The 12681-nt window shown below is 68.4% G+C and carries 11 protein-coding genes; 3 read left to right on the top strand and 8 right to left on the bottom strand.

Annotated elements, in window-relative coordinates; translation table 11 throughout:
• Nucleotides 1-3: 3 nt before the first annotated feature.
• Nucleotides 4-783, top strand: a complete 780-nt coding sequence (locus AAIL68_RS02155) for a helix-turn-helix domain-containing protein (RefSeq protein ID WP_347137854.1) — start codon at nucleotides 4-6, stop codon at nucleotides 781-783.
• A gap of 157 nt (nucleotides 784-940) precedes the next feature.
• Here the strand turns inward: AAIL68_RS02155 and AAIL68_RS02160 are convergent, their stop codons facing one another.
• The 4 genes from AAIL68_RS02160 to AAIL68_RS02175 are packed head-to-tail and all read right to left on the bottom strand — an operon-like array spanning nucleotide 941 to nucleotide 5060.
• Nucleotides 941-2494 carry a dipeptide ABC transporter ATP-binding protein gene (locus tag AAIL68_RS02160; RefSeq protein ID WP_347137855.1) on the bottom strand — a complete coding sequence of 518 codons (1554 nt, stop codon included), beginning with the start codon at nucleotides 2492-2494 and terminating at the stop codon, nucleotides 941-943.
• Complete coding sequence (locus tag AAIL68_RS02165; protein ID WP_347137856.1) at nucleotides 2491-3303, bottom strand: ABC transporter permease; 813 nt, start codon at nucleotides 3301-3303, stop codon at nucleotides 2491-2493. Before AAIL68_RS02165 ends, AAIL68_RS02160 begins: the two co-directional genes overlap by 4 nt.
• The gene (locus tag AAIL68_RS02170) at nucleotides 3300-4241 is read right to left on the bottom strand and encodes an ABC transporter permease (RefSeq protein WP_347137857.1); all 942 of its coding nucleotides are present in this window, start codon (nucleotides 4239-4241) and stop codon (nucleotides 3300-3302) included. The genes AAIL68_RS02165 and AAIL68_RS02170 overlap by 4 nt, the downstream gene beginning before the upstream one ends.
• 42 nt (nucleotides 4242-4283) lie before the next feature.
• On the bottom strand, nucleotides 4284-5060 hold the full coding sequence (locus AAIL68_RS02175) for an MBL fold metallo-hydrolase (protein ID WP_347137858.1): 777 nt from the start codon (nucleotides 5058-5060) through the stop codon (nucleotides 4284-4286).
• A gap of 120 nt (nucleotides 5061-5180) precedes the next feature.
• Between AAIL68_RS02175 and AAIL68_RS02180 the strand changes: the two genes are divergently transcribed.
• On the top strand, nucleotides 5181-6239 hold the full coding sequence (locus AAIL68_RS02180; protein WP_347137859.1) for a saccharopine dehydrogenase: 1059 nt from the start codon (nucleotides 5181-5183) through the stop codon (nucleotides 6237-6239).
• 81 nt (nucleotides 6240-6320) lie between these two features.
• Nucleotides 6321-7517: a PQQ-dependent sugar dehydrogenase gene (locus AAIL68_RS02185; RefSeq protein ID WP_347137860.1), complete on the top strand. Its 1197-nt coding sequence runs from the start codon at nucleotides 6321-6323 to the stop codon at nucleotides 7515-7517.
• Here AAIL68_RS02185 and AAIL68_RS02190 read toward each other — a convergent pair whose 3' ends face one another.
• The 4 genes from AAIL68_RS02190 to AAIL68_RS02205 form a co-directional block, all read right to left on the bottom strand.
• On the bottom strand, nucleotides 7518-7889 hold the full coding sequence (locus AAIL68_RS02190) for a DUF3775 domain-containing protein (RefSeq protein WP_347138034.1): 372 nt from the start codon (nucleotides 7887-7889) through the stop codon (nucleotides 7518-7520).
• Nucleotides 7890-7936: 47 nt separating this feature from the next.
• Complete coding sequence (gene mutL, locus AAIL68_RS02195) at nucleotides 7937-9739, bottom strand: DNA mismatch repair endonuclease MutL (protein WP_347137861.1); 1803 nt, start codon at nucleotides 9737-9739, stop codon at nucleotides 7937-7939.
• A 144-nt stretch (nucleotides 9740-9883) separates the two neighbouring features.
• Nucleotides 9884-11218, bottom strand: coding sequence for a pitrilysin family protein (locus tag AAIL68_RS02200; protein ID WP_347137862.1), 1335 nt, complete (start codon nucleotides 11216-11218; stop codon nucleotides 9884-9886).
• Nucleotides 11215-12630 carry a pitrilysin family protein gene (locus AAIL68_RS02205; RefSeq protein WP_347137863.1) on the bottom strand — a complete coding sequence of 472 codons (1416 nt, stop codon included), beginning with the start codon at nucleotides 12628-12630 and terminating at the stop codon, nucleotides 11215-11217. The genes AAIL68_RS02200 and AAIL68_RS02205 overlap by 4 nt, the downstream gene beginning before the upstream one ends.
• Nucleotides 12631-12681 lie beyond the last annotated feature (51 nt).

Here is a 12681-nt window from a genome sequence, read left to right on the forward strand (position 1 = left end):
TAGATGGAAACGCGCGAGATTGCCTTGACTCAGATCAACCAGAAATCCGTCAACCTTGACGGACCGGAACGCTGCGGCGACTGCCCGATCCGCTATCGCGCCGTGTGCGCGCATTGCGAAACGGACGAGCTTGCCCTGCTGGAGGGGATGAAGCTGTACCGGACCTTCGAGCCGGGCCAGCCGATCGTCTGGGAAGGCGAGCGAATGGATTTCGTGGGTTCGGTCGTCACCGGCGTCGCCACCCTGACCCAGACGCTGGAGGACGGGCGCACGCAGATGGTGGGCCTTCTGCTGCCCAGCGATTTCCTGGGCCGTCCCAACCGCGACATCGCCCCCTATAACGCCGTCGCGGCCACCAAGGTCGTCCTGTGCTGCTTCCGCCGCAAGCCCTTCGAGGGAATGATGCGCAGCACCCCCCATGTCGCGCACCGGCTTCTGGAGATGACGCTGGACGAATTGGACGCGGCGCGCGAATGGATGCTGCTGCTGGGCCGCAAGACCGCGCGGGAAAAGATCGCCTCCTTCATCGCGATCATCGCGCGCCGCGAGGCCGCCCTGCAAAAGCGCGATCCCGGCGGCCGGATGCGCATCGAACTGCCCCTGACGCGAGAGGCGATGGCCGATTACCTGGGCCTGACGCTGGAAACCGTCAGCCGCCAGATCAGTTCGCTGAAGCGCGACGGCGTGATCGAGCTTCAGGGCAAGCGCACCATCATCCTGCCCGACTTCGCCCGCCTGGTCGAGGAATCGGGCGATGATTCGGATGGGGGGTATCTGAGCTGACGCCGATTGGCGAAGGCCATCGCCTTCGCCATCTCGCGACATATCCACCTATGCCGCCGGCCTACTAGGGTCGTGGATGGAACCCTTTTTGATGGAACTCGGTGGCGCGGGCGGGGAAACGCAGTGCGTTTCCTGATCCCGCCCGATCAGGCGGTCTTTAGATCCATTCCCCCGGAATCACCGGCATGGCCGCCACCAGCGACCGCGTGTGGTCATGCCGGGGCGCGCCGATGACCTGTTCGGGCGGGCCTTCCTCGACGATGCGGCCTGCCTGCATGACCAGGACGCGGTCGGTGATGCCGCGCACCACCGACAGGTCGTGGCTGATGAACAGATAGGACAGCCCGTGATCCGCCTGCAGCCGCGCCAGCAGGTCCAGCACCTGCGCGCGGACGCGGACATCCAGGGCGCTGACAGCCTCGTCCAGGACGATCAGGGCGGGGCGGATGATCAGGGCGCGGGCGATGGCCAGGCGCTGACGCTGGCCGCCGGAAAATTCGTGGATGAACTTGCGGGCGTCGCCGGGCTGCAACCCGACCTCGGCCAAGGCGGCGGCGACGCGGTCGCGCCAGCCGGGGGGACGGCCGGTCAGGTGGAAGGGCTCGGCCAGCAGGCGGTCCACGCGCCAGCGGGGATCGAAGCTGCCGAAGGGATCTTGGAAGACCACCTGCATCCGCGCCCGCAACCCGCGCGGCATCCGGCGGCCGGCGGCGACATCCTGCCCGTCCAGCCGGATATGCCCCGCTTGCAGGGAATCCAGCCCCAGGATCGCGCGGGCCAGCGTCGATTTCCCGCAGCCTGATTCGCCCACCAGTCCGACGCTTTCGCCGCGCCCGATGGTCAGGCTGACCCGGTCGAGCGCGCGCAGAGTGCCACCCTTCAGGCGATAGTCGCGGGTAGCCTCCGTCACCTGGACCAGCGGCTCGGGGGCAGGGCGCGGCACGCGCGTAGGCGCATGGCTGGACGCCGCGAACAACTGCCGGGTATAGGGATGGCCGCGCTGGCGGAACACCGCCTCGGTCGGGCCGCTTTCAACGATTCGGCCCGCCTGCATCACCGCCACACTGTCGGCCATGCCCGCGACCACGGCCAGGTCATGGGTGATCAGCAGCAGCGCCATGCCTTCGTCGCGCACAAGGCCCCGCAGCAGATCCAGGATCCGCGCCTGCGTGGTCACGTCCAGGGCGGTCGTCGGTTCGTCCGCGATCAGCAGGTCCGGGCGCAGGACGATGGCAAGGGCGATAGCCACGCGCTGCCGCTGCCCGCCCGAGAGTTCGTGCGGATAAAGCGTCAGCGGAAAGCGGGGCGCGGGCAGGCCCACGCGGTCCAGCCTTTCGCGGGCGCGAACCAGGGCGCTGCGGCGGTCCATGCCGTAGTGAAGGCGCAAGACCTCGGCCACTTGGTCGCCGATGGTCATCAGCGGGTTCAGCGCCGTCATGGGTTCCTGGAAAATCATTCCAATGCGGCGGCCCCGGATGCGGCACATCTCGCGTTCGGGCAAGGCCAGCAGGTTCCGCCCGTCCAGCAGAACCTGCCCTGCCGCCCGCGCCCGGTTCGGCAGCAGGCCCATTATGGCAAGGGCCGTCATCGACTTGCCGCTGCCGGATTCTCCAACCAGTCCGGTGATGGTGCCGGGGGCCAGATCCAGCGACACATCCTCCAGAACCGGCTTCCCGCCGATGGCGACCGACAGCCCCTCCAGTCGGATCATCGCCGCACCCGCAGCCGCGGATCCAGGGCGTCGCGCAACCCGTCGCCCAGCAGGTTCAGGCCCAGGACCGTCAGGACGATGCAAAGGCCCGGAATGACCGCCACATGCGGGGCCAGGGTCACCATGGTCTGTGCCTCGGCCAGCATCCGGCCCCAGCTTGGGGTGGGGGGCTGCGCGCCAAGGCCGACATAGGATAGCCCGGCCTCGGCCAGGATCCCCAGGCTGAACTGGATCGTGGCCTGCACGATCAGCAGGCTGGCGATATTGGGCAGGACATGCTGGACGCTGATGAGCGCGCCGCCCTTGCCCGCCACCTGCGCCGCGCGGATATAGTCCAGCACCCAGACCGGCAGCGCCGCTCCGCGCGTGACGCGGGCAAAGACCGGAATGTTGAAGATGCCGATGGCGATCATCGCGTTCAGCGCCGACGGTCCCCGGACCGCCGTGATGAGGATCGCGATGACCAGCGACGGAAAGGCGAAGACCAGGTCATTGCCGCGCATCACGATCTCATCGACCCAGGTGACACGCCGCGCCGCCGCCAGCAGCCCCAGCGGCACGCCCAGACCCATGCCGACCGCCACCGCGGCAAGCGCCACCACCATCGAGGTCTGCGCGCCCCGCATCACCATCGACAGGATGTCGCGCCCCAGGTGATCGGTCCCCAGCCAATGCGCGGCGGACGGCGGCTGCAGCTTCTGCGCAATGGCCAGTTGCGTCACATCATAAGGCGTCCAGGCCGCCGACAGGATGGCCGCAATCAGCGCCAGCCCCGTCAGCGCGGCACCAAGGATCAGGCCGGTCCTCACGGGCGCCACAGCCTCGGGTCCACGGCGGCATAGGCCAGATCGACCAGGAAGGTGACGGCGATCACGGCGCCGACCAGAACCAGCACCGCCGATTGCACCACGATCAGGTCGCGTTGCGTGATGGCCTGGAAGATCATCCGGCCCAGGCCGGGCAGATAAAAGACATTCTCGATGATGATCGCGCCCGCCAGCAGGAAGGAGAACTGCATCCCCAGGATCGTCAGCACCGGGATCAGCGCATTGCGAAAGGCATGGCGGCGCAGCGCCTGACCGCTGGTCAGCCCCTTGGCGCGGGCGGTGCGGATATAGTCCTGGCCCATCGTCTCGATCAGGGCGGACCGCAGCACGCGGGCCAGGATCGCGGCTTGGGGCAAAGCCAGCGCCACCGCAGGCAGGATCAGCGATTTCAGCGCCGCCAGGGGATCGGACCAGCCGGGAAAGCCCCCCGCCGGCAGCCAGCGCAGCCTGACCGCGAAGACCAGCACCAGCAGCATCGCGAACCAGAAATTCGGCAGGGCGATGCCCACATGCGTGGTCCCCATCGCCAGCCCGCCGTCCGCCCGGCCCCGCCGCGCCGCAGCGTAAAGCCCGACGGGCAGCGCCACGGCCACGGCCAGGGCCAGCGCCATCAGCGCCAGCGGCAGGGACACCTGCAGCCGTTCAAGGATCATCCCGGCGACCGGCGTCTTGTAGGTGAAGCTGGTGCCGAAATCCCCCTGCAGGATCGAACCCGCCCATGCCGCATAGCGAAGGGGCAGGGGCCGGTCCAGGCCCATCTGCTGGCGCAGCGCGGCCAAGGTTTCCGGCTGCGCGCCGGTCCCCAGCATGAAGCTGGCCGGATCGCCGGGCACAAGCTCGGTCACGGAAAAGATCAGGGCCGAGGCTGCAAGCAGGCTCAGCCCCAAGACGATCATCCGGCGAGACAGGTATCGCAGCATGGCCGCATTGCTAGCCTGCCTCGCGCCTGCGGTAAAGCAGCCTCAGCCCTGGCCGCGCGGATACCAGTTGGCGATGACGACAAGGCTGCCCGCGTCCGACGCCTCGACCAGGCGGGCGAATTCCTGAACGTCGCTGCCCTTGTGGTGATAGGGGAAGACGGTGACGGGCTTGAAGGCGGCGACTGCCTCGGCCGCCTGCCGGACCGTCATGGTATAGGGCAGGTTCATCGGCAGGAAGGCGACCTCGATGCCCTCCAGCGCGCGCATCTCGGGCGTGTCCTCGGTATCGCCGGCGATGTAGAAGCGCTTGCCGCCGATGGTCAGGACATAGCCGTTGTCGCGGCCCTGCGGATGATATTGCAGCCGGTCGGCGGTGGTGTTGTAGGCGGGCACGGCCTCGACCAGCAGGCCCATGGCCTGGGCCTGGTCGCCATTTGCCATGGCGGTGGCGCGGGCCTGCATGTCGGCGGGCAGCATCCCGTGGACCGCCGGATTGGCGATGATCGCCACGGCAGGCAGGGCCTGCAGCGTCGGCAGGTCGAAGTGGTCGCCGTGTTCGTGGGTGATCAGGATCAGGGAGGGCTGCGGCAGCCCGCGATACAGATCCGCGCCGCCCACCGGATCGACATAGATCACGCCGCCCGGCGTCTCGATCACCATCGAGGCGTGGTCGACAGGATGGAAGACCACCTGTCCCCCTTCGACCGGATAGGAGAAAGAGGTCGGCGCGGCGCTCTGGGCAAGGGTGATGCGGGGCATGGCGGTGGCGCTGATCGTTGCAAGGCCCAGCATCAGGCTGGCGCGGCGGCTGAGAATCATCGGAACACTCCGGGCACAAGGATGGGCACGGGATGGAACACGCCTTGCGCCTTTGGGGTTCCCTTGCTGCCGTCCCGCCGCGCGGGCAGGATGGCGGGAAAACAGCAAGCCGGGGGAAGGATGACTCATCTGTGGGTGCGGGCCGAGAGCCGCCCGAACGAGGACCGGGTGGGCATCACCCCTGATGGCGTGGCGCAGCTGATCGCCCAGCGCTTCACTGTCACGGTCGAGGACAGCCCCCGCCGCGTGCTGCCGACGGATGCCTATGTCCGCGCGGGCGCCACGATCGTCCCCGAGGGCAGCTGGCCCACCGCGCCGGACGATGCCATCATCTTCGGGCTGAAGGAACTGCCGGATGACGGCACCCCCCTGCGCCACCGTCACGTCATGTTCGGCCATGCCTTCAAGGGCCAGCCTGCGGGCCAGGCGCTGCTGCGCCGCTTTCGGGACGGGGGCGGGCGGCTGTACGATTTGGAATACCTGACGGACGATACGGGCCGCCGACTAGCCGCCTTCGGATACTGGGCGGGCTATGCGGGGGCGGCTGTCAGCCTGAAGGCCTGGGTCGCCCAGCAGCGCGGCGGCGTTTGCGGGCCGGTCCATGCCTATGCCGATAAAGCACTGCTTCTGGATGAACTCCGCGCGCAACTGGACGCCACCGGCCGCCCCCGTCCGCGCGCCCTGGTGATTGGGGCCAGGGGCCGCGTGGGCAGCGGGGCAGTGGATCTGCTGGTGGAATTGAGTGTCCCCGTCACCCGCTGGGACATGGCCGAGACTGCGCATGGCGGTCCCTTCCCCGAAGTGCTGTCCCATGACCTGTTCATCAACGCGATCCTGGCCCAGCCGGGCGCGCCGGTCTTTGTCCCCAAGGATGCCGTGGCGCCGGCGCGCGCGCTGACGGTCATCGGCGACGTAGCCTGCGACCCGGCCAGCGATTTTTCCCCGATCAAGGTCTATGACCGAACCACCACCTGGGACCAGCCGGTCCTGCGCGTGGCCGAAAACCCGGCCCTGGACGTGATGGCCATCGACAACCTGCCCTCGATCCTGCCGCGCGAAAGCTCGGAAGATTATGCGCGGCAGGTGCTGCCGGTGCTGGTGCAGCTTGACCGGATCGACGAAGGGCCCTGGGGCCGGGCGGGGGCGCTGTTTGGGGAGCATATGGAGAGGCTCGCCTGACACAGACGTGATGGGGCAGGGCGGAACACCGCCCCCTGCGGAGTATTCGGCCAGCAATCATCCGACATCCAGGAGGCTCGCATGTCCCGCCTTTTCCTCAGCATGCCGACCCTGACCGCTGTTGCGGCATTGCTTGGCGGGGCCGCGCTGGCGCAGGACTTCAACGCCCGGCCCCCGAACGGCCGGGGCCAGCAGCCTGCCTTTGAAAACCAGACCCGCGCCCCCATGCTGGCGGATGACGTGGCGCTGAAACAGACAGTCTTGGCCGAGGGGCTGGACCACCCCTGGGGCCTTGCCGAACTGCCGGACGGCGGCTGGCTGCTGACCGAACGCAGCGGCAAGCTGCGCATGGTCGGGGCCGACGGCGCGCTGTCCGGCCCGATCGGCGGCTTGCCGGAAATCCACACGCGCGATCAGGGCGGGCTTCTGGACGTGGCGGTCCGCGACGACTTCGCCCGGACCCGCCGCGTCTGGATCAGCTTTGCCCAACCGCGCGAGGGCGGCAAGACCGCGACCGCCGTGGCCACCGGCACGCTGTCCCCTGATGGCAGCACGCTGGAAGGCATGAAGGTCATCTGGCAGCAGCAGCCTGCCTGGAAATCGACCAAGCATTACGGATCGGTCCTGGTCTTCGACAGGCAGGGCGGGCTGTTCGTGACGACCGGCGAACGCTCGAACCCCGACTCGCGGGTCTATGCGCAGAACGTGACCACCACCCTGGGCAAGGTCGTCCGCATCGACCCCGATACCGGCGCACCCATGGGCAAGCCCGGCGTGGCCGAGGCCCTGCCAGAAATCTGGTCCTGGGGCCACCGCAACATGCAGGGCGCGGCCCTGGACGGGCAGGGCCGGTTGTGGACCATCGAACACGGCCCCAAGGGCGGGGACGAGTTGAACCGCCCGCAGGCGGGCCGCAACTATGGCTGGCCGCGCGTGACCTATGGCATCGACTACAGCGGCAAGCCCATCGGCGAAGGGATCACGCAACTGGAGGGGACCGAGCAGCCGGTCTATTACTGGGATCCGGTGATCGCGCCGGGCCAGATGACCTTTTACGACGGCGCGATGTTCCCCGGCTGGCAGGGCAACCTGCTGATTGGCGGGATGCAGGCCCAGGCCCTGGTGCGGCTGGATCTGGACGGCGACCGCGTGACCGGAGAGGCGCGCCACCTGCAGGGCATCGGCCGCGTGCGCGAGGTCGAGGTCGCCCGCGACGGCGCCATCATGCTGCTGACGGATGCGGACAACGGCAAGCTGATCCGCGTGACCCCGCAATGATCAGACGGGCCGGTTGAGGTCATCCTCGGCATCCTCCGGGGATATGCCCAGGGCCTCCAGGCCGGATTCCAGCAGGTCGGCCAGGCGCGGCTCGCCCATCAGGTAATCCTCGGTGGGCGTGGTGCGTTCGATCCGCGCGGTTTCGATGGCTTCCTCAAGCTCCTCTGGCTCGAAGCTCTCGCGGCCGATCCACATGACGGCCACCAGCGAGGCCTGCTCATCCTCGTTCAGGTTGGCGATGAAGTCGCGCAATTCGCTTTGCACGCCATGTTGCCGCCTGCCGCCCGAATGTGCCCAAGGGTTGACGCCGCTGTCGTATTCGCGCGCGCGGATGATGATATGGGCGATCTTCTCGGGGCTGATCTGCAGCATCATTGGCTCCTTCGCTAGGGCGACTGTCGCGCCGTTGCGGGCGGCGGTCAATCCTTGCGCCCGAACAGCCGCTCGATGTCCGACAGCCGCAGCTTGACCCAGGTCGGGCGGCCGTGGTTGCACTGGCCGGATTTCGGCGTGCGTTCCATTTCCCGCAGCAGGGCGTTCATTTCCTCGGCCGTCATGCGGCGGCCCGAGCGGACCGATCCGTGGCAGGCCATCGAGGACAGGACCGCATCCAGCCGCCCTCGCAGCCGGTCGGAGGCGCCCTGGTCCGCAAGGTCGTCCAGGATGTCGCGGATCAGGGCACGTGCGTCCAGCTTCGCCAGCATCGCCGGGGTTTCGCGAACCGCGATGGCGCTGCCGCCGAAAGGTTCGATGATCAGGCCGAGGGCGGCCAGGTCGTCCGCCACCGACAGGATGCGGTTGGCGTCGGACTCGGACAGGTCCACGATCTCGGGGATCAGCAGGGCCTGGCGGGCGATGCCGGTTGCCGCCGCCTGCGCCTTCAGCCGCTCATAGACCAGCCGTTCATGGGCGGCATGCGCATCGACGATGACCAGCCCGTCATCTGTCTGGGCGATGATGTAGTTTTCATGGATCTGCGCCCGCGCGGCGCCCAGGGGGGCGTCCACGGGAACCACGACCGGATCCTCGGCGCGGGCCGAGGGTGCCTCGGCAAAACCGGGCGTCGGGGCCTGCAGGTCCAGGCTGGCGCGGATGGCCGCGGGCGAGGGGCGGTAATCCATCTGGTAGGCGCGGGGCGCCACGGGTTCGGGCTTGAACGCGGCCAGTGTCGCATCCCCCACGGTCGAAGACGCCCGATGCCCGGCATTCGCCAGCCCGTGCCGCAAGGCGCTGACCACCAGGCCGCGCGCGCCTTGCGGATCGCGGAAGCGGACCTCGGCCTTGGCGGGATGGACGTTCACGTCCACAAGCTGCGGGTCGCAGGTCAGATACAGCACCGCCGCCGGATGCCGACCCGATGCCAGCACGTCCATGTATCCCGCCCGCAGCGCGCCGGTCAGCAGCTTGTCGCGGACCGGGCGGCCGTTCACGTAAAGATGCTGCGCCACCGCCGCGCCGCGCGAATAGGTGGGTAGGGCGGCAAAGCCGGTCAATGCCAGCCCGTCGCGTTCGGCGTCGATGGGGATCGCATTGTCGATGAAGTCGCGGCCCATGACGCGGGACAGGCGGATCTGCAAGGCGTCGAACAATTCGCCCTGTTCGGCATCGGCGCGGAAGATCTCCTTGCTGTCGGTGGCCAGGGTGAAGCCCACGAAAGGCTCCGCCATGGCAAGGCGGCGGACGCATTCGGCGACCGCCATCGTCTCGGTCCGGTCGCCGCGCAGGAATTTCAGGCGCGCCGGGGTGGCGAAGAACAGGTCGCGCAGTTCCACGACCGTGCCGGGATTGGCGGCAGAGGGCCGCACCGGCGTCACCTTGCCGCCCGCCACCGCGATCACCGCGCCTTCCCCGCCCCGCGCGCGGGACGTGATCGTCAGCCGCCCGACCGCGCCCAGGGAAGGCAGCGCCTCCCCCCGGAAGCCGAAGGAGCGGATCGCCAGCAGGTCCGAGCCGTCGATCTTGCTGGTCGCGTGGCGCGACAGGGCCAGGGGCAGGTCGTCCGGCACCATCCCGCAGCCGTCGTCGCAGATCCGGATCAGCCGCCTGCCGCCCTCCTCGATGGCGATGTCGATGCGGGTGGCCCCGGCATCCAGCGCGTTTTCCACCAGTTCCTTGACCGCCGAGGCCGGACGCTCAACCACCTCGCCCGCCGCGATGCGGTTGGCGGTGGCCTCGTCAAGCTGGCGGATGACGGGCCGGATATGGGGGGCGTGGCTGTTCATGCACCCAAATCTAGCAGGGGCGGGTCAGTGTCGCCAGAGATTCCATCAGGGGACCAGACAGGCTGGACCCGTTCTGCTTCACCTTTGCCCAAATATCCCACAGGGGGTCCGGGGGACGTGAAGTCCCCCGGTGCAACAGCCAGGTCAGTTCACCACGTCCGCCGCTTCGCCCTCATCCGTCGCAGCGATCCCTTCCGGCCGGCCCACCAGCACAAAACGCAACTGGTCCGCGTGCAGCAGCCGCCCGGCCACGCGCTTCACGTCCTCGGCCGTCACCGCCTCGACCCTGGCGTTGCGGGTGTTCACATAGTCGATGGGAAAGCCGATCAGCTGCATCCCGGCCAGGATCCCGGCGATCTTGCCGTTGCCGTCGAAGCGCAGGGGATATTCGCCGGTCAGATAGGTCTTGGCGTCGTTCAACTCCTTGTCGGTCACGCCTTCCGCCATCCGGTCCCATTCAGCCCTGATCAGGTCCACCGCCTGGCCAATGGTGGCGTTCGACCCGGCCATGCCGCCCTGCCAGGTCTGGCCGTAAAGACCCGTCGCCAGCCCCGTGCCCACGCCATAGGTCAGTCCGCGCTTTTCGCGGATCTCGTCCATCAGGCGCGAACTGAAGCCGCCGCCGCCCAGGATATGGTTGGCGACATAGGCCGCGAAGTAATCGGGATCGTCGATGGGCAGGCCCGGTCCGGCAAAGCTGACGATGGTCTGGGGGCTGTCCCAGTCGATCACCGTGACGCCGCCGGTCAGTTGCAGCTTGGCCGTTTCGGGCAAGGGCGCGGTGCCCTGTTCCGGCAGGCCCCCCAGTACCTTGTCCAGCAGAAGGCCCAGTTCCTCGGGCGAGATGTCGCCCGCCGCCCCCACCACCACGCGGTCGCGGGCCAGCACGCGGTTCTTGGCCGCGACCAGATCCTGCCGCATCAGCCCTGCCACCGACTCCAGCGTACCGTTGATGGATGTGGCATAGGGATGATCGCCCCAGGCCTGGCGGGCCATTTCGGTGGCGGCGATGGCCTGCGGATCGGTTTCCTCGGACCGGATGATGGCCTGGACCTGCGCGCGCACGCGTTCCACCGCCGCATCGTCGAAGCGGGGCTGGGTCAGCGCCTCGGCCAGCAGGGCTGCGGCCTCGTCGCGGTTCTCGCTCAGGGCGCGCAGGCTGACGGAGAGCGCGTCGTCGCTGACATCGAACGAGAACTTGGCCCCCAGCTCCTCGACCGCCTGGGCGAAGGCCACCGAATCGCGGTCGCCCGCGCCTTCCTCCAGCGTGCCGGTCATCAGGTTGATGGCGCCGCGCTTGTCGGGCGCATCCAGGCTGGCGCCGCCCTTGAAGTCGAACTCCACCGCGACAAAGGGAATGCTGTCGTCCTGGACCAGCCAGGCCTTGATCCCGCCGGGCGAGGTGACCTCCTGGATGTCGATGGCATGGGCCGGGACGGCGAGAACGGCGAAGAACAGGGCAATGGCGGCGCGGATCATCCTTGCACCTCGGGCTGTGGGGCTTCGGTCGGGGCGGGGACGGCTTCGGGCGCGGCGGCCGGGGTCGGCGCGGCGTCAGGGGGTGCGGGCAGCAGCCAGCCGGTCACGGTGGCGCGGCTGCCCAGCACCTGCCGGGCGGCACCCATCACGTCATCTGCGGTCACAGCGGCCAGGATGTCGGGCCAGTCCTCCACGTCCTTGACCGACAGCCCGGTCGCCAGCCCCTGACCATAGTCATAGGCCCGGCCATGCGCCGAATCGAGTTTGTAAACCCGCGCGGCTTCGATCTGCGTCTTCACCCGGTCCAGATCCGCCTGGTCGGGGCCTTTTTCCAGAAAGGCCGCCAGAACGCGGTCCAGTTCCGCCTCCGCCTCCTCGGGCGCCATGCCGTCGGCGGGGACCAGAGAGATCGCGAAGCTGGTCGGATCGACGGAAAAGCCGTCATAGCCCGCGTTCACCCACAGGGCCTTGCCCTTCATCGCCAGTTCGCGCCCCAGGACCGAGGTCTGCATGGACCCGCCCAGCAATTCCGCCAGCACTGTCAGTGCAGCGGCGTCCTTCTGGTCGCCCGGATTGCGTTCCGGTGCGACATAGCTGCGGGTCATCACCGGCTGGGGCACGCGGGGATCGGTCATCTCCATCCGCCGGGGAGCGCGCTGGGTCGGTTCCTGCGGGCGGAGGCGCGGCTCGGCCTCGCCCTTGGCGGGGATCGGGCCATAGTATTTCTCGGCCAGTTCGCGGGCCTTTTCGGGGGTCACGTCGCCCGCCAGGATCAGCACCGCCTCGTTCGGGGAATAGTGGTCGCCATACCAGGCCAAGGCGTCGTCGCGGGTCAGCCCCTCCATCTCGGACCGCCAGCCGATCACGGGACGGCCGTAGGGATGGTTGTAGTAAAGCGTGGCGTTGCGTTCCTCGGCGAACAGCGATGCCGGGTCGCTGTCCACGCGCTGCGCGCGCTCCTCCAGCACGACCTGGCGCTCGGCCTGCCAGTCATCCTCGCCGATGCGCAGGTTGGCCATGCGGTCGGCCTCCATCTCCATCACCAGGGGCAGGCGGTCCGAGGCGATGCGCTGGAAATAGGCGGTGTAGTCATAGGAGGTGAAGGCATTGTCCATGCCGCCATTGGCGGTGACGGTCTTGGACAATTCGCCCGGTTCCAGCTTGTCGGTGCCCTTGAACATCAGGTGTTCCAGGTAATGGGCGATCCCCGACTTGCCGGGCTGTTCGTCGGCGGACCCGATCCTGTACCAGACCATCTGCACGACCACGGGGGCGCGGTGATCCTCGATCACCACGGTTTCCAGGCCATTGGGCAGGGTGAAATGGGTGACGCCGTTGGCATCAGAGCCGGGCATCTGGGCCAAGGCGGGCGTGGCGCAGAGGGTCAGGGCCAGCAGGGTGGGGCGGTGCATGGGGGGCAAACCTCCTTGGTCTTGGGCGAAAGTGACCAAAGGCGGGGCCGC

This window comes from Paracoccus sp. SSK6 (assembly GCF_039770665.1).
Lineage (GTDB): Bacteria > Pseudomonadota > Alphaproteobacteria > Rhodobacterales > Rhodobacteraceae > Paracoccus.

Excerpts from the sequence above, each read along its gene's own strand:
- AAIL68_RS02155 (WP_347137854.1), top strand. The coding sequence starts at position 4 with ATGGAAACGCGCGAGATTGCCTTGACTCAGATCAACCAGAAATCCGTC.
- AAIL68_RS02160 (WP_347137855.1), bottom strand. The coding sequence starts at position 2,494 with ATGATCCGACTGGAGGGGCTGTCGGTCGCCATCGGCGGGAAGCCGGTT.
- AAIL68_RS02170 (WP_347137857.1), bottom strand. The coding sequence starts at position 4,241 with ATGCTGCGATACCTGTCTCGCCGGATGATCGTCTTGGGGCTGAGCCTG.
- AAIL68_RS02175 (WP_347137858.1), bottom strand. The coding sequence starts at position 5,060 with ATGATTCTCAGCCGCCGCGCCAGCCTGATGCTGGGCCTTGCAACGATC.
- AAIL68_RS02180 (WP_347137859.1), top strand. The coding sequence starts at position 5,181 with ATGACTCATCTGTGGGTGCGGGCCGAGAGCCGCCCGAACGAGGACCGG.
- AAIL68_RS02185 (WP_347137860.1), top strand. The coding sequence starts at position 6,321 with ATGTCCCGCCTTTTCCTCAGCATGCCGACCCTGACCGCTGTTGCGGCA.
- AAIL68_RS02190 (WP_347138034.1), bottom strand. The coding sequence starts at position 7,889 with ATGCTGCAGATCAGCCCCGAGAAGATCGCCCATATCATCATCCGCGCG.
- mutL (WP_347137861.1), bottom strand. The coding sequence starts at position 9,739 with ATGAACAGCCACGCCCCCCATATCCGGCCCGTCATCCGCCAGCTTGAC.
- AAIL68_RS02200 (WP_347137862.1), bottom strand. The coding sequence starts at position 11,218 with ATGATCCGCGCCGCCATTGCCCTGTTCTTCGCCGTTCTCGCCGTCCCG.
- AAIL68_RS02205 (WP_347137863.1), bottom strand. The coding sequence starts at position 12,630 with ATGCACCGCCCCACCCTGCTGGCCCTGACCCTCTGCGCCACGCCCGCC.